24 protein-coding genes are annotated in these 22,024 nt (G+C 71.6%); 12 read left to right on the forward strand and 12 right to left on the reverse strand.

Annotation, left to right across the window (positions count from 1 at the left end):
• Nucleotides 1-2 precede the first annotated feature (2 nt).
• Entirely contained in the window at nucleotides 3-824 is an 822-nt protein-coding gene (locus ACQSSQ_RS21725; protein WP_431329231.1) for an MBL fold metallo-hydrolase, read from the reverse strand.
• A gap of 206 nt (nucleotides 825-1,030) precedes the next feature.
• Between ACQSSQ_RS21725 and ACQSSQ_RS21730 the strand changes: the two genes are divergently transcribed.
• Nucleotides 1,031-1,441 (forward strand): MerR family transcriptional regulator, encoded by a 411-nt coding sequence (locus ACQSSQ_RS21730; protein ID WP_431329232.1) that lies wholly within the window; start codon nucleotides 1,031-1,033, stop codon nucleotides 1,439-1,441.
• On the opposite strand, the gene ACQSSQ_RS21735 is transcribed toward ACQSSQ_RS21730, so the two are convergent.
• Complete coding sequence (locus tag ACQSSQ_RS21735; protein ID WP_431329233.1) at nucleotides 1,438-2,082, reverse strand: RsmD family RNA methyltransferase; 645 nt, start codon at nucleotides 2,080-2,082, stop codon at nucleotides 1,438-1,440. The genes ACQSSQ_RS21730 and ACQSSQ_RS21735 overlap by 4 nt on opposite strands.
• A gap of 60 nt (nucleotides 2,083-2,142) precedes the next feature.
• Here ACQSSQ_RS21735 and ACQSSQ_RS21740 point away from each other — a divergent pair, with 60 nt between their 5' ends.
• Nucleotides 2,143-2,568, forward strand: a complete 426-nt coding sequence (locus tag ACQSSQ_RS21740) for a GNAT family N-acetyltransferase (RefSeq protein WP_431329234.1) — start codon at nucleotides 2,143-2,145, stop codon at nucleotides 2,566-2,568.
• Nucleotides 2,569-2,577: 9 nt separating this feature from the next.
• On the forward strand, nucleotides 2,578-3,153 hold the full coding sequence (locus tag ACQSSQ_RS21745) for a hypothetical protein (protein ID WP_431329235.1): 576 nt from the start codon (nucleotides 2,578-2,580) through the stop codon (nucleotides 3,151-3,153).
• Between the two features lie 52 nt (nucleotides 3,154-3,205).
• On the opposite strand, the gene ACQSSQ_RS21750 is transcribed toward ACQSSQ_RS21745, so the two are convergent.
• The 3 genes from ACQSSQ_RS21750 to ACQSSQ_RS21760 form a co-directional block, all read right to left on the reverse strand.
• Complete coding sequence (locus ACQSSQ_RS21750; protein WP_431329236.1) at nucleotides 3,206-4,540, reverse strand: MFS transporter; 1,335 nt, start codon at nucleotides 4,538-4,540, stop codon at nucleotides 3,206-3,208.
• Nucleotides 4,541-4,572: 32 nt separating this feature from the next.
• A complete protein-coding gene (locus ACQSSQ_RS21755; protein ID WP_431329237.1) occupies nucleotides 4,573-5,430 on the reverse strand; it encodes a shikimate dehydrogenase in 858 nt (285 codons plus the stop codon).
• A 115-nt stretch (nucleotides 5,431-5,545) separates the two neighbouring features.
• Nucleotides 5,546-6,187, reverse strand: coding sequence for a TetR family transcriptional regulator (locus ACQSSQ_RS21760; RefSeq protein ID WP_431329238.1), 642 nt, complete (start codon nucleotides 6,185-6,187; stop codon nucleotides 5,546-5,548).
• Between the two features lie 85 nt (nucleotides 6,188-6,272).
• Here ACQSSQ_RS21760 and ACQSSQ_RS21765 point away from each other — a divergent pair, with 85 nt between their 5' ends.
• Nucleotides 6,273-8,078, forward strand: coding sequence for a sugar phosphate isomerase/epimerase and 4-hydroxyphenylpyruvate domain-containing protein (locus tag ACQSSQ_RS21765; protein WP_431329239.1), 1,806 nt, complete (start codon nucleotides 6,273-6,275; stop codon nucleotides 8,076-8,078).
• A 28-nt stretch (nucleotides 8,079-8,106) separates the two neighbouring features.
• Here ACQSSQ_RS21765 and ACQSSQ_RS21770 read toward each other — a convergent pair whose 3' ends face one another.
• A complete protein-coding gene (locus tag ACQSSQ_RS21770) occupies nucleotides 8,107-10,050 on the reverse strand; it encodes an alpha/beta hydrolase family protein (protein WP_431329240.1) in 1,944 nt (647 codons plus the stop codon).
• A gap of 165 nt (nucleotides 10,051-10,215) precedes the next feature.
• On the opposite strand from ACQSSQ_RS21770, the gene ACQSSQ_RS21775 reads away from it, so the two are divergent.
• Nucleotides 10,216-11,049: a LacI family DNA-binding transcriptional regulator gene (locus tag ACQSSQ_RS21775; protein WP_431329241.1), complete on the forward strand. Its 834-nt coding sequence runs from the start codon at nucleotides 10,216-10,218 to the stop codon at nucleotides 11,047-11,049.
• On the forward strand, nucleotides 10,998-11,195 hold the full coding sequence (locus ACQSSQ_RS21780) for a substrate-binding domain-containing protein (protein WP_431329242.1): 198 nt from the start codon (nucleotides 10,998-11,000) through the stop codon (nucleotides 11,193-11,195). Before ACQSSQ_RS21775 ends, ACQSSQ_RS21780 begins: the two co-directional genes overlap by 52 nt.
• A 4-nt stretch (nucleotides 11,196-11,199) precedes the next feature.
• On the opposite strand, the gene ACQSSQ_RS21785 is transcribed toward ACQSSQ_RS21780, so the two are convergent.
• On the reverse strand, nucleotides 11,200-12,195 hold the full coding sequence (locus tag ACQSSQ_RS21785; RefSeq protein WP_431329243.1) for a LacI family DNA-binding transcriptional regulator: 996 nt from the start codon (nucleotides 12,193-12,195) through the stop codon (nucleotides 11,200-11,202).
• A 79-nt stretch (nucleotides 12,196-12,274) separates the two neighbouring features.
• On the opposite strand from ACQSSQ_RS21785, the gene ACQSSQ_RS21790 reads away from it, so the two are divergent.
• From ACQSSQ_RS21790 to ACQSSQ_RS21810, 5 genes are read left to right on the forward strand one after another with little or no spacing between them, the layout of a single operon-like run.
• Nucleotides 12,275-12,856: a TRAP transporter small permease gene (locus ACQSSQ_RS21790; RefSeq protein ID WP_431329244.1), complete on the forward strand. Its 582-nt coding sequence runs from the start codon at nucleotides 12,275-12,277 to the stop codon at nucleotides 12,854-12,856.
• Entirely contained in the window at nucleotides 12,853-14,127 is a 1,275-nt protein-coding gene (locus ACQSSQ_RS21795) for a TRAP transporter large permease (RefSeq protein ID WP_431329245.1), read from the forward strand. The genes ACQSSQ_RS21790 and ACQSSQ_RS21795 overlap by 4 nt, the downstream gene beginning before the upstream one ends.
• Entirely contained in the window at nucleotides 14,124-15,077 is a 954-nt protein-coding gene (locus ACQSSQ_RS21800) for a shikimate dehydrogenase (RefSeq protein ID WP_431329246.1), read from the forward strand. Before ACQSSQ_RS21795 ends, ACQSSQ_RS21800 begins: the two co-directional genes overlap by 4 nt.
• Nucleotide 15,078: 1 nt before the next feature.
• Nucleotides 15,079-16,101, forward strand: a complete 1,023-nt coding sequence (locus tag ACQSSQ_RS21805; protein ID WP_431329247.1) for a DctP family TRAP transporter solute-binding subunit — start codon at nucleotides 15,079-15,081, stop codon at nucleotides 16,099-16,101.
• On the forward strand, nucleotides 16,098-17,081 hold the full coding sequence (locus tag ACQSSQ_RS21810; protein ID WP_431329248.1) for a phosphotriesterase family protein: 984 nt from the start codon (nucleotides 16,098-16,100) through the stop codon (nucleotides 17,079-17,081). Before ACQSSQ_RS21805 ends, ACQSSQ_RS21810 begins: the two co-directional genes overlap by 4 nt.
• 40 nt (nucleotides 17,082-17,121) lie before the next feature.
• On the opposite strand, the gene ACQSSQ_RS21815 is transcribed toward ACQSSQ_RS21810, so the two are convergent.
• The 3 genes from ACQSSQ_RS21815 to ACQSSQ_RS21825 form a co-directional block, all read right to left on the reverse strand.
• Nucleotides 17,122-18,105, reverse strand: a complete 984-nt coding sequence (locus ACQSSQ_RS21815; RefSeq protein WP_431329249.1) for a hypothetical protein — start codon at nucleotides 18,103-18,105, stop codon at nucleotides 17,122-17,124.
• Between the two features lie 144 nt (nucleotides 18,106-18,249).
• The gene (locus ACQSSQ_RS21820) at nucleotides 18,250-18,747 is read right to left on the reverse strand and encodes a VOC family protein (protein WP_431329250.1); all 498 of its coding nucleotides are present in this window, start codon (nucleotides 18,745-18,747) and stop codon (nucleotides 18,250-18,252) included.
• Between the two features lie 72 nt (nucleotides 18,748-18,819).
• On the reverse strand, nucleotides 18,820-19,281 hold the full coding sequence (locus ACQSSQ_RS21825) for a GNAT family N-acetyltransferase (RefSeq protein ID WP_431329251.1): 462 nt from the start codon (nucleotides 19,279-19,281) through the stop codon (nucleotides 18,820-18,822).
• Between the two features lie 186 nt (nucleotides 19,282-19,467).
• Between ACQSSQ_RS21825 and ACQSSQ_RS21830 the strand changes: the two genes are divergently transcribed.
• Nucleotides 19,468-19,773 carry a putative quinol monooxygenase gene (locus ACQSSQ_RS21830; protein WP_431329252.1) on the forward strand — a complete coding sequence of 102 codons (306 nt, stop codon included), beginning with the start codon at nucleotides 19,468-19,470 and terminating at the stop codon, nucleotides 19,771-19,773.
• Here the strand turns inward: ACQSSQ_RS21830 and ACQSSQ_RS21835 are convergent.
• Nucleotides 19,733-21,334 carry an FAD-dependent monooxygenase gene (locus ACQSSQ_RS21835; RefSeq protein WP_431329253.1) on the reverse strand — a complete coding sequence of 534 codons (1,602 nt, stop codon included), beginning with the start codon at nucleotides 21,332-21,334 and terminating at the stop codon, nucleotides 19,733-19,735. The two genes, ACQSSQ_RS21830 and ACQSSQ_RS21835, sit on opposite strands and share 41 nt — an antisense overlap.
• Nucleotides 21,335-21,354: 20 nt before the next feature.
• Entirely contained in the window at nucleotides 21,355-22,014 is a 660-nt protein-coding gene (locus ACQSSQ_RS21840; protein ID WP_431329254.1) for a nitroreductase, read from the reverse strand.
• Nucleotides 22,015-22,024 lie beyond the last annotated feature (10 nt).

Raw genomic sequence — 22,024 nt, forward strand, 5'->3', positions numbered from 1 at the left:
CGTCAGTGGGAGGCGGCGGCTAACTCCAGCCGGCGGACCGCCTCCGGATCGTGCGTGGGGACGATCGCGACGCGTTCCTTGACCGCGTGCAGACGGTGCAGCGTACGGAAGGTCTCCTCGCGGTCCTCGTCGGCCAGCCCGCCGGGGAACGCGGACTTCTGCCTGAGGTCCTCGACCTGGTGGCCGTGCCACGCCGCGTCACCCGAGAGCAGCACCCGGCCGCCCGCCGTGCTCAGCAGCACCCCGACACTTCCCGGGGTGTGGCCCGCGAGGTCGACGAGCACGACCGACCCGTCGCCGAACAGGTCGTGGCTCGCCTCGAAGGTGAGGACGGGAGGCCCGTCGAGGTCGTACACGACCGTCGTACGCCCCCGCAGCGCGTCGCGCACCCCTCCGACCGGCGCGACCGGACCGTCCATGACCCAGCCGTGTTCTCGCGCATGGAGGTGCACCGGCAGATCGGGGAGGTCGAGCAGGCCGCAGACGTGGTCCCAGTGCGCATGGGTCGGCAGCGCGAAGTCGAGCGCGGGCACCGGATCGAGCTCACCGAGAGCGGTGACCGTCGGGACCGTAGGACCGGGCGGGCTCATCACGGCACGCAGGACGGCAGGCAGCTGCGCGATCGCGCGACGCTCGGCGTCGAGGCACAGGCTCGGGTCGACGAGGAACGTCGCCTCGGGGTGGGTGACCACGAACGACTGGAGCGCGTTGGGGATGCGGCGCGGGTGCCGGCGCCCCTCGACGATCATCGCCGTCGGCACCAGCCGGGGAACCTGGCGCAGCGCGGTGATCGTGACCGTGCGTGCGGCAGGCGGAACGCCCACGTCGGTCAGGCTCCGGAGGAAGCGCATGTCGGGCCGCCGCGGACGCACCATCCCCTTCAGGAGCCCTGCTGCGGCGCCGCAGCACGCGGCCAGACTGGGTGAGCGCACGTCATCGGACACCGGGGTGACCGCCTTCCGTCATCGGTTGACCATCGATGACGGGACGCTATAACTTCAGGTCGACCTGAAGTAAAGAGGTGAGCCCGATGCCCGAGACGGAGATGCGGGTCGGCGACGCCGCGGCGGCCCTCGGCATCGCGACGCACGTCCTGCGCCACTGGGAGGACGTCGGCCTGCTCCGCCCCACCCGGCTCCCCTCAGGGCACCGCGTCTACGACGACCAGACGCTGTCCGAGGCCCGGATGATCCAGATCTGCCAGCGGGCGGGGCTCTCTCTCGCGGAGATCCGCGACCTCGCCGCCGCCGAGCGTGCAGAGCGCCTCGAGATCATCGCGGGCAAGCGCGCCCACATCGCCGAGCAGCTCTCCGACCTCGAGCTGGCGGACACGTTCCTCGCTCACGTCGGCACCTGCGCGCACCCGGTCGTGTCGGACTGCGCCGAGTGCTCCGGGCTGGTCGCCCGGGCGCGCCCGACGGCGACGCCCGTCGCGCGCTAGCTCCCGTCGGGCCGCGCGTCCCTCCGGATCACGACCAGCGACCCTCGGTCGAACCGCTCCTCGGCGACTCGTACGAGCCCCGGGACGGTCTGAACCGCGTCCGCCAGCACGTCCGCCTGCCCGTCGGGACCCACCTGCACCACCGCGTGACCGCCCACGACGAGGTGGCGACGGACCAGGTCGAGGCTGTGACGGACGAGCTCGAGCCCGTCGGCCCCGCCGTCGATCGCGAGCGGCGGATCGTCGGGAAAGCGGTGGATGTCGTCGCTCGGGACCCACGGCGGGTCCGCGATGATGACCGCGAACTGCTCGTCCTCACCGAGCACCGTCTCCGGAGCGCCACAGCGTACGTCGACGTCGACCTCCAGCTCCGCCGCCTGCGCGTTCGCGCGGGCGAAGGCGCAGGCGTCGGGGTTCACGTCGACCTGGACGAGCGGGCGACGCATCTGCGAGGCCGCGAGGAGCCCGATCTGACCGGCGCCGGAGAACAGCTCGAGCACGGGGCCCTGGGGCGACCGCTCGGCAGCCTCCACGGCGAGCTCGGCCTGGCGCACCGTCCACGGCCGCGGGGTCAGCACGGAGCTGTCGTAGGCGATCGTCAGGTGGCCGAAGGGGATGGTCTCCACGAGGCGTAGGGGCACACCTCATTCTGCGGGCGCGAGGAGCGCGGCACCGATCGCCACGTCTGACATCCTGCTCGGATGGTCGAGATCCGGTCACGCTTCGCCGTCGACGACGCCGCGCTCAGCGCGCTGCACGCACGGGCGTTCGGCTCACGGGACACGCATACGTCGCCGTGGCGTGCGCGGCTCGAGCGCCACAGCGTCGCATGGGTCGGCGCCGTCGACGGGGACGAGCTCGTGGGCTTCGTGCACGCGGTCGGGGACGGGGGCGCGCATGCCTTCGTGCTCGACACGGTGGTCGACCCGGCGTACCAGCGGCGCGGGATCGGGCTCGCGCTCGTCGGACGGCTGCGCGGCGACGTCGCCTCCGTCGGCGTCACCTGGCTCCACGTCGACTTCGAGCCGCACCTCGCCGCGTTCTACGCCGCGTGCGGGTTCCGTGACACGAGCGCGGGGCTCCTCCGCCTGGACGATGACGGCCCCGAGACCTCCACGTCGGTCTAGTCTCCGACCATGGACGACGGCCAGAGCGGGACGGGTGACACGCAGTGGACGCGCGAGGCGCGCACTGCCTACCAGCGGCGCGCCGAGGAGTTCATCGACGCGCTCCGAGCACACGTCGCTCTGACGTCTTCGCGCTCGGGGCGACACGCGGAGCTCGCCTCGTACGTCGACTCGACGGACGCCCTGAGGCGACACGGCCAGGCCTTCGAGGACGCGGAGCTCGACTGGTGCGGCTCGATCCCGCTCGGACTGCCGCTCGACGAGGTCGACGAGATCGACGAGGAGGATGACGGGGACCTCGACGACGAGGTCGGCGACACGGACGCGGCGGTCCTGACCCTCACCGGGACCTGGGAGTTCCGCGTGGCCGACGGCGACGTCCTCGTCCGCGAGGGTCGCGAGGCGTACGCGAGGTCCTGGCCGCACGACACCGCGGAGGACGCCGAGCGCGCCGTCACCGACCCGATGGGCGCCGTCGTCGAGGTCATCCACGCGGGCGGGCCCTCGGCGTTGGAGAACCTCCGCGGTCTCGACACGGTCCGGAGCGAGCTCCGCCTCGGGACCGGGGACGACGAGGACGGATGACGACGCCGTGCCCTCGGGACTCCCGGGGCACGGCGCCGTCGCTCGCGACGCGTCAGACGGCTGCCGGCACGCGCTCGTCGTCGCGCAGCCCGAGGCGCTCCGTCGGGACGTCCTTCGTCTCGCGGGCGGTCAGCGCCGAGACGGTGGCGATGGCGCAGATCACCGCGGTGAACATCGCGATCACGGTCCAGCCGCCCTCCTGCACGCCGCCCAGCCCGGTGACGATGGACGGAGCGAAGCCGGCCATGAGGAACCCGAGCTGGGTGCCGATCGCCATCCCGGAGAACCGGACCTTCGCGCTGAACATCTCGCCGTAGAAGGACGGCCACACGGCGTTCGCGGCGGCGTACCCGAAGGAGAACGTCGCGACGGCGAGCACGAAGACCAGCAGCTCGCTGTCACCGCTCATCGACCGCATGTAGAACGGCATGAGGACCGCGCTCGAGATCGCCCCGTAGACGAACACCGGCTTGCGGCCGATCCGGTCGGCGAGCCGTCCGAAGAGCGGCTGGGTGACCAGCGCGACGAGGTTCGCGACGACCACCAGCCACAGGGTGATCGACTCGTTGAGCCCGACCTCCTTGCCGTAGGCGATGGCGAGGTTGCCGAACACCGTCGAGACGGCCGCGATGAACGCGCAGCAGATGACGCGCACGACGTCCCAGCCGTGGTCGCGGACCAGAGCGACGAAGGGGATCCGCTCGATCTGGCCGCTCGCCTTCGCGTCCTCGAAGGCCGGCGGCTCGTGCAGGGAGCGACGGATGAAGTAGGCGACCACGACGACGGCGGCGCTCAGCCAGAACGGGACGCGCCAGCCCCACGAGTACTTGATGTCGTCGGGGAGCGCGACGACCGGGATGAAGATCAGCGCCGCCAGGATCTGGCCGCCCTGCGTGCCGGTGAGCGTCCACGAGGTGAAGAACGAGCGCCGATCGTCCGGCGCGTGCTCCAGCGTCAGGGAGCTGGCACCCGCCTGCTCGCCCGCGGCGGACAGCCCCTGGGCGAGCCTGCACAGCACGAGGAGTGCCGGGGCGGCCCAGCCGATCTGGTCGTACGTCGGGAGGCACCCGATCACGAAGGTCGACGCGCCCATGAGGAGCAGCGTGAACATCAGCACGCGCTGGCGGCCGATCCGGTCGCCGAAGTGGCCGAGGATCACGGCGCCGAAGGGGCGTGCGACGTAGGCGAAGCCGAACGTCGCGAACGACATGACCAGCGAGGCCTTGTTGTCCGACGGGAAGAAGACCGTCGGGAAGATCAGTGCGGCCGCCGAGCCGAAGACGAAGAAGTCGTAGTACTCGACCGCGCTGCCCATGAAGCTGGCGGCGGCCGCCTTCACCGGCGTCTTGCGATGCTGTTCCTCGGGTCCCACGTCAACCGTGGTCATCGGTGTCTCCTTCTCCTGCCAAGGTACGGAAGTCAGCTCGCGTCGGCGACGAGAGCACGGAAGTGACGGTTCATCCGCTCGGCGTCCGGTTCTGTGCCGGTGACGAGGCGGAAGGCGTCGACGGCCTGGTAGACCGCCATGAGGCCTCCGTCGAGGACGGCGCAGCCCGCGCCGCGCGCCGCTCGGACCAATGCCGTCTCGAGGGGTCGGTAGACGATGTCGGCGACCCAGGTGCTCGGGTCGAGCAGGTCGACGTCGACCGGTGAGCCGGGATGTGCGGCCATGCCGGTCGGCGTGCAGTGCACCAGCCCCGTCGCTGCGGCGAGCAGCGTCGAGATCTTGTCGCCCGTGCCGGCCTCGACCCGCGCGTCGTGCCGCGTGGCGAGGTCGTGCGCGAGCGTGGTCGCCCGCGCGTCGTCGAGGTCGACGACCGTGAGGTGCTCGGCGCCCAGGCGCAGCAGCGCGTCGCCGACGGCGGCACCCGCTCCCCCGGCACCGAGCAGCACGACGTCGTCGAGGTCGGCGTCCGGCAGGCCCTGGGTCAGCGCGCTCGCGAACCCGGAGGTGTCCGTGTTGTGCCCGACGGCCTCCCCGCCCTCGAACACGACCGTGTTCACGGCGCCCAGCGCGGCCGCCTCGGGCGAGAGCCGGTCGAGGTGCTCGATCACGAGCTGCTTGCACGGGTGCGTGACGTTCAGCGCGTCGAACCCGAGCTCCTTCGCCGCAGCGACGAGGCGTCCGATCTCGGTCGGCGCGATGCCGAGCAGGTCGAGGTCGACCGTCCGGTAGACGTAGTCGAGACCGAGCTCCTTCGCCTCCGCCATGTGCATGGACGGGGTGAGCGACGGGGCGACTCCGGCTCCGACGAGTCCGACGAGGTACGGGCGCATGACCCCTTCTTCCGGTGTGGTGCGACGACACGAACGACTAATGAACTAACTGGTACGTTCGTGAAGTAGATCACGCCTCCCCGCCGGATGGCAAGGATGGGGTGCGAAGCGGAAGTCAGCGCACGGGCGTCGAGAGCCACGCGACGACGACGTCGCCGATCAGCGAGCGCAACCGCGGCCGCGTGCTGCCGTCGAGCAGGTCGACGTCGAAGAGATAGCCGAACGTGTACTGGTTGGCGACCTGGAAGACGCAGTACGAGCTGATCAGCAGGTGCACGTCGAGGGCGTCGACGTCCTCGCGGAAGACCCCGTCGGCGATGCCGCGCTTGAGGATCGTCTCGAGGACCTCCATCGCCGGCTTGCCCAGGTCGCGGAGCACCTCGAGCTTGCGGATGCCCTCGCCGCGGTGGATGTTCTCGATCGCGACCAGGCGCATGAAGTCCTGGTGCTCCACGTGGTGGTCGTAGGTCAGCTCGGCCAGGCGCCGGATCGCGTCCACGGGACCCAGGTCTCCGACCTCGAGCCGCTCCTCCGCCCCGCGGATCCCGCGGTACGCCTCCTCGAGGACCGCGAGGTACAGCTGCTCCTTGCCGCCGAAGTAGTAGTAGATCATCCGCTTCGTCGTCCGGGTGCGCTCCGCGATCTCGTCGACCCGCGCCCCGGAGTAGCCGTCCTCGGCGAACGCCTGCGTGGCGACCTCGAGGATCTCGGCCTTCGTACGCTCGGCGTCTCGCCGCTTCGGGACCTGGTCAGCCACGGGCACCACCCTATCGAGCCGGGGCCCGCTCCATGCGCGATCAGCCCTCTAGCCACGCAATGTACTCAATGGTACGTTCACAGGCGTGCGTACGTCGATCGCCACGGTCTGCCTGAGCGGAAGCCTCGTCCCCAAGCTCCACGCCTGCGCCGAGGCCGGCTTCGACGGCGTCGAGATCTTCGAACCGGACCTCGTCACCGCGTACGAGTCCCCGGAGGAGATCCGGACGCTCGCCGACCGGCTCGGGCTCTCGCTCGACCTCTACCAGCCGTTCCGCGACTTCGAGGGCGTCGACGACGCCACCTTCGCGGACAACCTGCGGCGCGCCGAGACGAAGTTCCAGCTCATGCAGCGCCTCGGGATGGACCTCGTCCTCGTGTGCAGCAACGTCGGCACCGCGACGATCGACTCCGACGAGGTCTCCGCGGCACAGCTGCGCGCGCTCGGCGAGCTCGCCGCGTCGTACGGGGTGCGGGTCGCGTTCGAGGCGCTGGCCTGGGGCACGTTCGTCGACGACTACCGGCGCGCCTGGCGGATCGTCGAGCGCGCCGACCACCCGAACGTCGGGGTGTGCCTCGACTCGTTCCACATCCTGTCGCGCGGCCACGACCCCCGCGACATCGAGAAGATCCCGGGCGACAAGATCTTCTACCTTCAGCTCGCGGACGCCCCCGCGCTCGACATGGACGTCCTGTCCTGGAGCCGCCACCACCGCCTCTTCCCCGGGGAGGGCAGCTTCGACCTCACCGGCTTCCTCGGCCACGTGCTGGCCGCCGGCTACACAGGCCCGCTCTCGCTCGAGGTGTTCAACGACGTCTTCCGGCAGACCGACGTCCGCCGGACCGCCGCGCACGCGCACCGCTCGCTGGTGTGGCTCGAGGACCAGGTGCGCCGCCCTGGCGTGGCGGAGACCACGCAGCACCTGACCGAGGTCACTCCCCCGCAGGCATTCGACTTCGTCGAGCTGCGCGGATCGGGTCTGGACGAGATCGACCTCGTGCTGGAGCAGCTGGGGTTCACGTTCCGTGGGCGGCACCGGACCAAGCCCGTCCGCCTCTGGTCGTCCGGGCGGGCGCGCGTGATCCTCAACGAGCAGCGCGGCAGCGACCGACCGGCGCACCTTGCGGCGTTCGGGCTCGAGGTCGCCGACGCCGCCGCCGCGCTCGCCCGTGCCCGCGAGCTCGCCGCGCCCCCGGTGTTCCGGCAGACCCACGCGGGCGAGCAGGACCTGCCGGCGACCGCGGCACCCGACGGCATGCAGATCCTCTTCAACGACAACGGTCCCGACCCGCGGTGGCTCGACGAGTTCAGCTACGGCGACCCGGAGCGGACCGACGTCGCGCGCTCGATCGACCACGTGAACATCACGCAGCGCTGGCAGGACTTCGACGAGGCCGTGCTCTTCTACCAGAGCGTGCTGGGCCTCGAGTCCGAGCCGGCCCGCGAGGTGGCGAGCCCGCGCGGACTGGTCCGCAGCCAGGTGATGCGCACCCCGGACGGCCGCGTGCGCCTGCCCCTCAACGTCGAGCCGCAGGCCGAGGACCGGCGTACCCAGCACGTCGCCTTCACCTCCGACGACGTCGTCGGGCTGGCCCGCTCCGCCCGCGAGCGCGGACTGTCGTTCCTGCCGGTGCCGGACAACTACTACGACGACCTCCGGGCGCGGTTCGTGCTCGACGAGGCATTCGTCGCGCAGCTGCAGCACCTCGACCTGCTGTACGACGAGGACGCCGACGGCGGGTTCGTGCACTTCTACACCCGCACCCTCGGCGACGTCTTCCTCGAGTTCGTCGAGCGCCGCGAGGCGTACGACGGGTACGGCGCCGCCGCGGACGCCCCCGTACGCCTCGCCGCCCAGCGCGCCACCGCGGCCGAGCCCGCCGGTCGCTGAGAGGGCGACCGGCGGACCCGGTGCTGTCTCAGCCGAGGCGGATCCGGTCGCCGCGCCTGCGGAACGCCGACGGGCTGTAGTAGCGCGTCACGTTCCCGCTGCGGTCGACCTCCGCGCTGAAGTGCTCGAGGTACTCCCACAGCAGCGGGGTCTCCTCGGCCATCGTGTTGTGCGAGCGGTAGTGGTTCCGGGTCACCTTGAGGACCGGGACGTCCGTACGGCCGTGGCGCTGCGTCCAGGTCCACGTCTCGAAGCGGTCCTCCCAGCCGCTGCGCTCGCCCTCGGGATCCACGTCGCCGAGGGCCAGACCGTTCGCGGCGAGGTGGTAGGCGGCCCACTGGTCGAGCGTGTTGACCGTGTCGTCGAAGAGGTCGCCCTCGAGGTTGGCCAGGTCGCCGTAGCCGTAGACGAGGTAGTTCGGGATCGCCGCGTTGCTCGCCGGGTGGTCGACCCCGTCGATGCGGACGGTCCCCGACGCGTTCGGCGCCGCGGCGCCCGAGGTCGACGCCACCGCAGCGAATGAGGCCGGCGCCCCGATCGCGAAGCTCTGCGTCAGCATGCTGCCGGCCGACTGCCCGGTCGAGTAGAACCGCGTCGGATCGACGGCGTACTCACGGAGCACCACCTCGCGCAGCTGGCGGTAGAACGTGTTCGACGCGGAGTGGCTGACCGAGACCGACGTGTTGCTGTACTGCTCGCAGACGACGACCAGGATGCAGCCCTGCTCCTCGGCCACCTTCCACCACTGGGTCGCGTCCAGGAACACCTTGTCGGTCTGGCTGTTGCCCGGCCAGACGAAGACGACCGGCGCCGAACGACCCCAGCGCCGGCGCGCCGACCTCGGGACGTGGACGAGGTACTCGCGGACGTAGCCCTCGACCATCATCGTCCGCACCTCGATGCCGAGGTCGTCGAGGTGGCCCCGCTCGTACAGCTGGTTGCCGTAGGCGAAGAAGTTCTCGTAGCGCGTGTAGAACGTCAGGAACGCCACGAGGCGGGACGTCGTCGCGCGGTCCCACGCGTCGGCACGGCGCTCGTCGACCGCGACCTGCGACAGCGGACCTGCGTGCGAGGTCATCCAGCGGTCGGACCGGCGGCGCTGCCCGTAGACGACGCCGAGGCTGCGGTCGCGGGATCCGCTCCGGTCGGTGTCGTTGGCGCGCTGCCAGTACGCGAGGCTGTCGCCGAAGGACCGGCGCGGGTCGACGTACCAGGTCGGCAGGACGGTCTCCTCGTACGAGATCAGGTCGAACCCCTCGGGGAACTCGACCGGGACGTAGTTGTCGGTCCGGCCGTCGAACTCGCGGTCCGCGTAGCTGTCGAGGTATGCCGCGCCCAGGCCGCGCGACCCCACGTACGCCTGGCTGATCACGCGCAGGGGGTTGGCCACCGCCCACGCCTCGAGCGCCGGACCGCCGTCGCCGTACCCGACGAGGTAGTGCAGGCCGAAGATGGAGAAGTAGCGGTTGGACTGGTAGAACGCCATCGCGGCCGCGACGTACGCCGCCTCCTCCTCGGCGCTCCGCCAACCGCCGGCGCCGGGTTCGAGGACGAAGAGCCCCTCCTCCTGCCGGAAGGCCACGTCGACCCAGCCGGATCGCTGGAGGAAGTCCTCGGTGTCGACGCCGTCGGGCACGGCGATCACCGTGTAGTACGAGCGGATCGGCGTCTCGGGCGAGAGGTAGATCTTCGCGGTCCGGACCTCCTCGCCGACCAGGAACGACTTCTGCCAGTAGCCGGTCATCTCGCGCGGGAGCTTGTTGGCGCGGCTGTAGTCGTAGGCGGGGAAGGGTCGGTCGTCCAGCGAGCCGGGCTCCCCCAGCGGCGGTGCCGCCGGTCGGGGCCGGCCGGTGAGCGCTCCGGGGGCCGTCGCTGCCGCGGGTGAGGCGGTCGCCGCCGCCCCTTGCGCCACCGCGGCGCCGAGCGCCCCGGCTGCCGCCCCCTTGAGCACCTGTCGTCGATTCACGGGCATGTGAGGACACCTCTCGGTCGCAGTGATGCAGGTCACAGCACGCTCGCCGGGCCCGTCGCGGCGCGTCAAAAAGTTGCCGCGGAGTTGCACAGCACTCCCGTCGTCCCGTTGGCAACCGGCGGCAACTCATTGCCGCGACCACGCGCACGGTGTCTCAATGTCGCCATGCGGAGGCCCACGATCTACGACGTCGCCGAGGCCGCCGGCGTCGCTCCCTCGACCGTCTCGCGCACGTTCTCCGACCCCGGGCGGATCAGCGACGCCACCCGCCAGAAGGTGCTCGCGGCCGCCGCCGGCATGGGATACCGCAGCAGCCGGCGGCGCCGCCGCCCGGCCAACCGCACGCGGACGATCGCGATGGTGGTCTCCGACATCACCAACCCGCACTACTTCGAGCTGATCCGCGGCGCGGAGCTGCGCGCGAAGGCGTCGTCGTACACGCTCGTGCTCGTCAACGCCGAGGAGACGCCGCGCACGGAGTACGACCAGATCCAGCAGCTGTCCCGCTCCGTCGACGGCTTCGTCCTCGCGGCCAGCCGGCTGCCCGACGAGAACCTCGCGCAGATCGCGGCGGTCCGTCCGGTCACGCTCCTCAACCGGGAGCTCGCCGGAGCACCGAGCGCGTCGCTCGACCACGCCGAAGGCTGCCGACAGATCGTCGAGCACCTCGCGTCGCTGGGTCACCGCGAGCTCGTCTACCTCGCGGGGCCGCCGCGGTCGTGGATGGCCAACCACCGCTGGACGGCACTGCGCACGACGGCGGACGCGCTCGACCTCACGCTCCACCGCCGTGGCCCGTTCGTGCCCACGGCGTCCCAGGGCGGGGCCGCCGCCGACGCCGCCCTCACGACGAGCGCGACCGCGATCGTCGCGCACAACGACCTGCTCGCGATCGGCGTGATGCGCCGCCTGACGCAGCGGGGCGTCCACGTGCCCCCGACGTCAGCGTGGTCGGGTTCGACGACATCTTCGCCGCCGAGCTCTGCCACCCGCCGCTGACCACGCTCGGCGGCTCCCACCTCGACGTGGGGCGGGCCGGCGTCGAGATCCTGCTGGACAGCCTCGACCTCGACCAGGAGCCGCACCGGCCCCCTCTCCGGGCGGTGATCCCGTCCGAGCTCCGGATCCGCGAGTCGACGGGATGAGCGGCTAACGCGTGGTCGCGTGCCCGGTCGATCCCCGCAGCACCAGCTCCGTGGGCAGCACGACGCGCGGGGGTGTCCGCGCCCTCCCTTGGGGCGTCGCCATGTCGAGCAGGATCTCGACCGCGGCGCGGCCCACCTCGACGTGAGCGCCGCCGAGGGTCGTCAGGCTCGGCGTGCACAGGTCGGAGGCGAAGATGTCGTCGAACCCGACGACGCTGACGTCGTCCGGGACCCGTACCCCACGCTGGGCGAGGCGCTGCACGACACCGATGGCGAGCAGGTCGTTGTGCGCGACGACCGCGGTGGCGCTCGTCGTCAGGGCGCCGTCGGCCGCCGCACCGCCCTGCGACACCTTCGGGGTGAACGGGCCGACGCGTTCCGCCCGGATGCCGAGCCCCTCGGCCGCCGTCCGCAGCGCGGACCACCGGGTCGCGGCCATCCAGGAGTTGCGCGGACCGGCGAGGTAGACGAGGTGCCGGTGGCCGAGCGAGACCAGGTGCTCGACGATCTGGCGACATCCCTGCACGTGGTCGAGCACCACGCTCGGGATCCCTCCCAGCTCGCGGTTCATGAGGACCACCGGACGCTGCGCGGAGATCTGCTCGAGGTTCTCGTCGGGCAGCCGGCTCGCCGCGAGCACGAAGCCGTCGACCGAGCTGACCAGGCGCTGGATCTGGTCGTACTCGATCCGCGGCGACTCCTCGGCGTTGACGAGCACGAGCGTGTACTCCGACGCCTTCGCACGCAGCTCGGCCCCGCGGATCAGCTCGAAGTAGTGCGGGTTGGTGATGTCGGAGACCACCATCGCGACCGTGTGGTGCCGTCCGGAGAACAGGGCTCGCGCGTGCGGGTTCGGCCGGTAGCCGAGCTCCGCCGCGACGGCGAGGACGTGCTCTCGCGTCCGGGCGCTGACGCGGTTGGGGGTGGAGAACGCGCGCGAGACGGTCGACGTCGCCACTCCTGCGGCAGCGGCGACGTCGTAGATCGTCGGGTGGGCCATGTCACACAGGGAACACGATCTGGCAACCGGATGGCAACCGCTTGCCGCGCGGTTGCCGATCTCTCTAGGTTCCCCTGCTATGACCCACGCCACACCACCGCCACAAGGCTGGGGCCGTGTGCACGCGTTCTTCGACGCCCCGCCCCGCTGGCTGTCGCGGACCGTTCGCACGCTCACCGCGATCGAGCTCGCGATCGGCATCGCGGCGCTGCTGCTGATCTTCTTCCTCGTCCTCGTGCAGGCGCTCCAGCGCTACCTGCCGTTCGAGGGGTGGCCGTGGACCGGTGAGCTGGCGCGCTTCTGCCTCGTGTGGCTGACGTTCGTGGTCGCCGGCGTGCTGGTCACGAGCGACTCCCACATCGCGATCGAGATGGTCGACGCCATCGACAACGAGCTGGTGCGTCGCTTCGTCCGCGTCTTCTCCTGCCTCGTCGTGGCCACCATCGGCGTGGTTCTGACGGTCGCGTCCTGGTCGCTCGTGCAGGAGCAGGCGATCTTGAAGTCGCCGGCGATGCGGATGCCGATGTCGTGGTTCTACGCGATCTCGATGATCGGGTTCGTCAGCACCGCCGTGCGCGCCACGATCGCCGCCGTGCAGTACGCCGTGGTCGGCGTGCCGCAGGAGGACGAGTGGTCCGACGTGGAGGCGCCGGTCGCATGAGCCTCCTCGTCCTCTGCCTCCTCATCACGCTCCTGCTGGTGCTGCGCGTGCCTATCGCGTTCTCCTTCATCGGCCCGTCGCTCCTCTACCTCCTCACCAACGACCAGTCGCTCGGTCTGGCCCTGCGGCTGGTGGCCCAGTCCACCGCGAGCTTCCCCCTCCTCGCGGTCCCCCTGTTCATCCTTCTCGGGTGCCTCGCGAACCACGCGGGCATCGCCGACCGGCTCTTCGACTTCGCCCTCGCGCTGCTCGGCCGGGTCCGCGGCAGCCTCGGCTACGTGAGCGTCGGCGTCAGCGTCGGGTTCTCCTGGATGAGCGGCAGCGCCGTGGCCGACGCCGCCGCGCTCGGCAAGCTGCAGATCCCGGCGATGCTGCGCAGCGGCTACTCCAAGAAGTTCGCGCTCGGCGTCGTCGGGTCCGCGTCCCTCATCGCTCCCGTCATGCCGCCGAGCATCCCCGCGGTGATCTACGCCGGGCTCGCCGCGATCTCGACCGGCGCGCTGTTCGCCGCATCCGTCGTGCCGGCGCTGCTGATGGCGGCGGGCCTGTGCCTCGTCGTGTTCCTGTGGGTCCGGCGCGACCCCAACGTCCAGCGCACGGAGTTCAGCTGGACCCGGGTGCGTGACACCGGCAAGCGGGTCATCGCGCCCCTCGGCGCTCCGGTCGTCATCCTCGGCGGCATCCTGGGCGGCCTGTTCACCCCGACCGAGGCCGCGGCGGTCGGTGCGGCGTACATGCTGATCCTCGGCTTCGCCTACCGCACCCTGCGCCTGCGGGACATGCCCAAGGTCCTCACCGAGGCCGTCCTCACCACCGGCGCGATCATGCTCATCGTCGCCTCGGCCAACCTGCTCGGCTACATCTTCGCCCTGGAGCAGGTCCCGCAGCACATCTCCACGTGGGTCCTCGACTTCACCGACAACGCCACGGTGTTCCTGCTGCTCGTGCTGCTGCTCTCGCTGGTCCTCGGCACGGCGCTCGACGCGATCGCCGTGCTGACGCTGACCGTGCCGATCCTGCTGCCGATCAGCGCGGCGTACGACGTGGACCCGATCGCGCTCGGCGTCCTCATGATCCTGTCGCAGATGATCGGCCTGCTCACGCCGCCGGTCGGCACGGTGATCTTCGTCCTCCAGGCGATCGCGAAGGCTCGGATGGCGGAGGTGTTCTGGGGCTCGCTCCCGTTCATGGTGCCGCTGCTCGCGCTCTGCTTCGCGATCATCTTCTGGCCGGACGCGATCCTCTACCTCCCGAAGGAGCTGGGACTGTGAGCGCGGCCGGCGGCATCGACCGCTCGGTCCTGGTCGGGCTCCTCGGGCAGGGCGTCAAGCCGTCGCTCACCCCGGAGATGCACGAGCGCGAGGCGCAGCGGCACGGGCTGCGCTACGTCTACAAGACCGTCGATCTCGACGGCGACCGGCTAGGGGTCGACCACCTCCAAGGCCTGCTCTCGGCCGCGGTCGAGCTGGGCTTCGACGGCCTCAACGTCACCCACCCGATCAAGCGGACGATGCTGTCGCTCGTCGACGAGCGCGCCCCCGAGGTCGAGCGAATCGGCGCGCTGAACACCGTCCTCGTCCGCGACGGGGTCACCCGCGCCCACAACACCGACGTCTCCGGGTTCGGCCGCGCGTTCCGCGAGGGCCTGCCCGGGGCGGACCTCGGGACCGTGGTGCTCCTCGGCGCGGGCGGCGCCGGTACGGCGGTGGCGGACGCGCTGGTCGACCTCGGCGCGGGCCGGCTGCACCTCGTCGACCCCGACCGTGGGCGCGCCGAGGCGCTGCGGGACTCCCTCGCACGCACGGCTCCCGACGTCCGGGTCACCGTGGGCGGCCCCGACGGCCTCGGCGACGCCCTCGCCGACGCGAGCGGGCTGGTCAACGCCACCCCCATCGGCATGGCCCACCATCCCGGGACGCCGGTCCCGGAACACCTGCTCGACCCACGACGCTGGGTCGCCGACATCGTCTACCGACCCCTGGTCACCGAGCTGCTCCGTACCGCGCGAGCACACGGTTGCCCCACCCTCAGCGGTGCCGGGATGGCGGTCCACCAGGCCGCCGACACGTTCGAGCTCCTCACAGGGAGGACAGCTCACCGCGAGGAGATGTTCCGCGACTTCGACGAGATGGTCTCGGCCGAGACCGGCTCGTCGCACGACACGGACACCACCCCCACCACCCATCGGTCTCGGGAGTCCTCCGGAGAAAGGAACCACTGAAATGTCCGCTCGAAAGCTCCGACGTACCGCGACGCTCGCCGCCTGCGCCGTCGTCCCGCTGCTCGCCCTCACGGCGTGCGGAGGCGACGACGAGGGAGGCGGTGGCGAGTCCACCGAGCGTGAGCTCAAGCTCGCGCACAGCTACACCGAGAACCAGCCGCAGCACCGCTGCGGTGCCCAGGTGATCGCGGACGAGGTGGCGAACGCCGACGTCGGCCTGACCGTCACGATCCACCCCAACAGCACGCTCGGCGGCGACGCCGACCGGATCAGCTCGGTCGTCTCGGGCGACATCGACATGGACATCCAGGGAGCCTCGGCGCTCGGGGCCGTGTACGAGCCGATCTCCGTGCTCGACGCGGCGTACGCGTTCGACGACGCCGAGCACCTGGCCCGCTTCTTCGACGACGACGCCTCCGACGAGGTCCTCGACGGCTTCAAGGAGGCGACCGGCGTCGAGACGCTCGGCGCCTGGTCCGCCGGCATGCGTCACTTCACCGCCAACGACCCGATCCGCGAGCCGGCGGACCTCGAGGGTCTGCGGATGCGCTTCCCGGCGTCGCCGCAGTTCCTCATGAACGCCAAGGCGCTCGGCGCGAACGCGACGGAGGTCGCGTACGAGGAGCTCTTCCTCGCCCTCCAGCAGGGCACGGTGGACGGTCAGGAGAACCCGATCGTCAACATCGAGGCGATCAGCCTCGACGAGGTGCAGGACTACATCAGCATGTCCTCGCACCAGGCCAACTCCAACCTGGTGATCATCGGCAAGGTCTGGGACGAGCTCTCCGACGAGCAGCAGGAGGCGCTGCAGGCGGCCGTGGACAAGGCGGTCGACGAGGTGCCGGGCTGCGTCGAGGAGGACGAGCAGAAGACCCTCGACGCCTGGGCCGAGAGCGGGTCGCTGGAGGTCGTCGACGACGTCGACGTCGACGCATTTCGTGAGAAGGCCGATGCCTACCTGCGCGACAACTTCAACGACGAGCAGCTCGCGGTGTACGAGGCGATCCGGGGGACGGCTGGATGACCGAGGCGGGGGAAGTCCAGACCTTCACGGGAGCCGTTCCGGCGTCGGACCTCGGGGTCACGCTGATCCACGAGCACGTCTTCGTCGGACATCCCGAGCTGGACCTGAACTTCCCTCATCCGGAGTGGGACGAGGCCGCGGCCGTCGAGACGGCGGTCGCGGGCCTCGACCGCCTCTGGGACCTGGGCGTACGGACGGTGGTGGACCTCACCGTCCTCGGGCTCGGCCGCGACGTGGCGCGGGTGGCGACGGTCGCCGCCCGCTCACGGGTGCGGCTGGTCGCGTCGACCGGCTACTACACCGCCGACGTCCTGCCCCCGTACTTCCACACCCACGGGCCGGGCCTCCTGATCGACGGCCCGGACCCGCTCGTCGCGATGTTCGTCGACGACATCGAGACCGGCATCGCCGGCACCGGGGTGCGTGCGGGCATGCTCAAGGTCGTGACCGACCGTCCCGGCCTGACCCCGGACGTCACACGGGTGATCACGGCCGCCGCGGTCGCACACCAGCAGACCGGCGTGCCGATCACCACGCACACGCACGCACCGTCGCAGAACGGCCGTGAGCAGCTGGCGTTCCTCGTCGAGCACGGCGTCGCGCCGGAGCGCGTGGTGGTGGGGCACTGCGGCGACTCGGAGGATCTCGCGTACCTCCGCGAGCTCGCCGACACCGGAGCCACGCTGGGCATGGACCGCTTCGGGATGGAGCACGTGCTTCCCGACGAGCAGCGGGTACGCACGGTGCTGGCGCTGCTCGAGCTCGGCTACGCCGACCGGATGGTGCTGTCGCACGACGCCGCGTTCTTCAGTCGTGTCACGCCCCCGAGCTGGCGCGCCGCGCACGTCCCGAACTGGCACATGGAGAACCTCCACCGGCGGATCGTCCCGCTGCTGCGCGAGGGCGGCGCGAGCGAGGAGGACCTGCACCGGATGCTGGTCGAGAATCCCGCGCGGCTCCTGACCCCTGCCTGTCCCTGAGCGTCCGTGCCGTAGATCCGTGTCAGCTGCTGGCACGGATCTACGGCGCAGCGCGATCGACCGCGCGCTGCGCCTTCGCCTCCGCCCGCTCGGCCGCCGCCCGCGCCTGACGCGCCGCCTTGACGTCGCGCTGCGCTGCCGCGATCTCGCGGTCGAGTGCCGCGAGCTGGTCGAGGAGCGCCGTACGACGCTGGTCGAGGTCGGCGACGACGGCCCGGGCCGACGCCGTACGCTCCTCGGCCTCCTCGACCGCGGCGCGCGCGGCCGCGAGGTCTGCCTCGGCGGCCTTGCGCCGGCGCTCGGCCTTGGCCTCGGCGGCCGACCTGTCGTCCTTCGGCGGTGCCTTCTTCGGCTCGGGCTTCTTCTTCGCTGGCTTCTTCGCGGCCGGCTTCTTCGGGGCGGACTTCTCCGCTGGCTTCTTCGCGGCCGGCTTCTTCGGCTCGGCCGGCTCCGTCGGAGGCGACGGCACCGCGCGCAGCCGCGGACGCGTCTGCACCTCGCCCACCGCTTCCGGGACCGCGACCTTGCCGTCGAGGTCGACCGGCTCGAACCCGGTGGCGGCCAGGGTGTCCACCAGCAGGCCCGTGTCGAGGGCCGCGGCGGCCGCGGCGTCGGTGAGTGCGGCGTTCAGCGTCTGCGCGACCTCCTCGGCGCCCGGGTCCCCGAGCGGGTCTCCGGCCTCCTCCGCGAGGCGGCGTGCCGTCGTCACGAGCCCACCGACCAGCGCGCGGCGACGGGACGACAGGGCGCGGAGCTCGTCGCCGGCGAGACGCTCCTGCGCGTCGCGCAGCTCGGCGCCGAGGGAGAGCAGCGCATCGACCTGCTCGCGGTCGCCACGGACGAGCAGGTTGGTCGCCCACGCGGCCTTCGTCGGCTTCTTCAGCACCTTGATGCGTCGCGCCAGCGCTGCGTCGCCCGAGGCGCGCGCCTCCTTCGCGTACGCCGTGCGCGCTCCGACGAAGTCGCCGGGCAGCACCGCGTACAGCTCCGCCGCCACCGCCTCGAGCGTCACCTTCGTGATCATGGCACGAGGTGGCCCGCCGCAACATCAAGGGCCGCCGTAAGCGCATCGCCGATGTCGTCGGCAACGCCCTCGCCGTCAGGGCCTCGTCACCGCAGACGAGTACGCGCAGCGGCGCGCCGCCATCCTCGACTCGATCTGAGGCGCCTACGACGCCGTACGGGACCGCATCTCCGCGTCGTACGTCTCCATCGCGGTCTGCATCTGCTCCTGGTACGCCGGCTCCGCCAGCCGCGCGCCGATCTCCTCGGGCGACACGTCCTCGAGGTGGGTCGCGAGCCACCAGACGTTGCCGAACGGATCGCACACCCGCCCGCCACGGTCGCCGAAGGCGCTCGTCGCCAGGGGGGTCACCACGCGGGCCCCGGCGTCGAGCGCGGCGGCGAAGGTGGTGTCGACGTCCTCGACGAAGACGCTGAGGAGCGCCGGGCAGTCCGGCCACTCGGGCCTGGCGTCGAACGCCATCACGACGCTGTCCCCGATCAGGACCTCGGCGTGGCCGAGAGTGCCGTCCGGGAGGGCGAAGCGCCCACGTTCGATGGCCCCGAAGGCGGCCACCATGAAGTCGACGAAGTCCGCCGCGCCACGCACGGAGACGTACGGCGTGACGGACCCGTAGTCGGAAGGGATCGGTGACGTGCTCATAGCCCGACACTACGAGCGCTTCCGGTCAGTTCCTGTCCGGATTCGGCCGTCGTCGCTCCGCTCGGCTGCGCCTCACACCTCGCGGGTCATGAACGTGCTGTTCGGGTCCTCGCCGTACGAGCCGAACGGCGCGCACGGGACGAACCCGCACGACGCGTACAGCGCGCGGGCCGGGGCGAAGAACGCCATCGTCCCGGTCTCCAGCGAGATGCGGCCGATCCCCCGCTCCCGGGCGTCGGCCAGGAGGTGCGTGACAAGCCCGCGAGCCACCCCGCGACCGCGGTACCCGGGATCGGTCCGCATGCTCTTGAGCTCCTCGTGACCGGGCTCGAGCGCGGCGAGCGCCGCCGTGCCGATGATCGCGTCGGCGTCGCGGACGACCCACAGGCGTACGCCCGGCTTCTGCAGCGCCGTCAGGTCCAGCGCGTGCCTGCTCTCGGCAGGTGCCGTGGGGGCGAGATCGTCGAGGTGGGCCTGGAGGAAGGGGGCGAGCCGAGGGTCGTCGAAGTCGGCACGGTCGATCAGGATCGTCACGCACCCATGGTCGTACGACGTTGTTTCCGGCTCGTAACACCGCCGGAGGCCTACGACACCAGGCGCACCGGGTCGCCGGAGATCCCCGCGGCGACGTCGGGCCCGCCGTACGTCGCAGGTCAGCGGCGCCGACTAGGGTTCCCCTACCGACGAGGGGACCATGAGGGTCCCGGGTGAGGAGTCCCCATGACGATCAACGTCGTCGCGACGTTCACGGTCAAGGAAGGGTCCGGCGAGGCCTTCGAGGCCGCCGTGGCCGCAGCGCGCCCGGCCATGCTGGCGCAGGACGGCTGCGAGCGCTACGACCTCCAGCGCCGCCGCAAGAGCGAGACGGAGTACGTGCTGCTCGAGGAGTACGCGTCGGGCGACGCGCTGCGCGAGCACGGAGCGTCGGACGCGTTCACGGAGTTCGGTGCAGCGGTCGCCGACCTCGTGGCCGGACCGCCGGAGATCATCTTCCTCGAACCGGTCGGGGAGCAGCGGACGGCCTGAGGACCGCCCGCAGGTAGCACTCGACACCGCTCAGGTCGGAGCCGTCGGTGCGGTAGCCGAGGTAGCCGTCGGGACGGACGAGCAGCCCGCTCCCCTGCGCACCGAGCCCGAGGCGGCGCGCCAGGCGCTCGGACGGCACCACACGGCGCGCCCGCACGACCCCGGGCCACCGGTCCTCGAGGGACCGCACCTGCGACTGCGACCAGCGGTCGACGGGGCCGCACAGCGCGAGCGTGAACGCCGTCGGCGCCAGGCTGCGGTGCAGCGTGCCGGGCTGCCCGTCGACCACCACGGGGCCGTCCGGGACGCGGTCACCCGCGCGCGCCCCACGCACCCGGCCCGCGCGTGCCTCGACCGAGAGCGGGCCTCGGCGGTAGCCGACGTCGAGCTCGGAGACGACGCGGAACCCGGCTCGTCGCAAGGCCGGCACGCGGGCGAGGACCGGCAGCACCGCCGTGGCGACCCGCGGCCGCAGGAACCGGACGAGGGAGCTCGACGACGTCGCGAGGCGGAAGATGCGGCCCGTCGACTCCAGGACGGCGCGCGCGACGGGCAGGCGCTCGGCCTCGTACGAGTCGAGCAGGTCCTCGTCGGCGGCTCCCCGGCAGACGAGGGCGAGCTTCCAGCCGAGGTTGACGGCGTCCTGGATGCCGGTGTTCATGCCCTGCCCTCCGGCCGGGCTGTGGATGTGGGCCGCGTCGCCCGCGAGCAGCACCTTCCCGAGCCGCAGGTGGTCGACACAGCGCTCGGAGATCGAGAAGTCGGTCATCCATACCGGGTCGCGCACGACGACCCGCCCGTCGGTGTGGGCCGCGACGACGCCCTGGAGGTCGGCCAGCGTCGTGCTGCCCTGCAGGCCGGCAGGCTTCACGGTGAGGGCTCGCCACGTCGCCGGGCGGCCCAGCGGGAAGAAGAACAGCATGCCGGTCGGGCCGAGGAAGACGTGGAGCCTGCCCGGCTCGAGGCCGTCGGCCTCGAGGTCGGCGAGGACGAACGTCTGCGGATAGGTCTCGCCGCGGAACGTCGCCCCGGACGCGGCGCGCACCGCGCTGTGGGCGCCGTCGCAGCCGACGACGTACCGCGCGCGGATGCGCGTCGTCGTCTCCTCCCGCCGGACCGTGCACGTCACGCCCGCCGCGTCCTGCTCGAGGTCGGCGAGCGTGCTCGCGCGCTGGACGCGCAGCCCGTCCAGCGCCAGGCGCTCGAGGAGGAGCCGCTCCGTCTCCGCCTGGGAGAGGAAGAGCACGAACGGGTACGCCGTCTCCGTCAGGCCCGTGTCGAAGAGCCGGATCGACGCGGTCCTCCCCCGCCCGTGCACGGCAACGCCCGTCGCGTGGTCCCCGGCGGCGACGAGGCCGTCCGCGACGCGGTGACGGTCGAGCACCTCGAGCGTGCGCGCCTGCACGGCCAGCGCACGCGACTCGTGCACGGCGTCCTGTGCGGCGTCGATGATCGCGACGTCGACGCCGTGGGCGCGGAGCTCGAGCGCGAGCGTGAGTCCCGTCGGCCCGGCACCCACCACGAGGACGTCGACGTCGGCGTGCGGCTCGGCTCCGCTCATGGGGCGAGCCTAGAGCCGATTCAGTCCACGAAGGTGACAACCTCGTCGACGGTGGCGCGCGTGGTCCGGAACGCGTTGACCGGGTGGTCCTGGTCGGCGAAACCCAGCGCCACCGCGCACACCACGAGCCGGTCGTCGGGCAGACCGAGGAACGCGCGGACGTGGTCGGAGAACATCGCGATCGCCGCCTGCGGCACGGTGGCGACGCCGTGGGCGTGCGCGGCGTTGACGAGGTTCGTGACGTACCCGCCGCAGTCGATCGCCCCGTAGACGCCCTGCGCCCTGTCCGTCGTGACGACCGCGACGTGGGGCGCTCCGAAGAACGCGTAGTTCTTGAGCATCTGCTGGCCCCGCGCGTGCAGGTCGGAGCGCTCGATCCCGAGGCTCTCGTAGAGCGCGAAGCCGGACTCGCGCCGTCGTTGCTGGTAGACCCCGGTGTACTCCTGCGGCATCGGGAGGTCCGACGACGGCGGGTTGGCCCGGACGTGCGCGGTCAGGCTCTCCGCGAACCGCGCGGTCGCCTCCCCGCTCACCACGTGCACGTGCCACGGCTGCGTGTTGCACCACGACGGCGTCCGCTGGGCGAGCGCGAGGACCTCGCGGAGCGTCGCCTCCGGCACGGCGTCGCCGCGGAACGCGCGACAGCTCCACCGGTCGGCGAGGACGTCGGACAGCTGCATCGGGGTCTCC

Source organism: Mumia spirodelae (assembly GCF_050632745.1).
Classification (GTDB): Bacteria; Actinomycetota; Actinomycetes; order Propionibacteriales; family Nocardioidaceae; genus Mumia.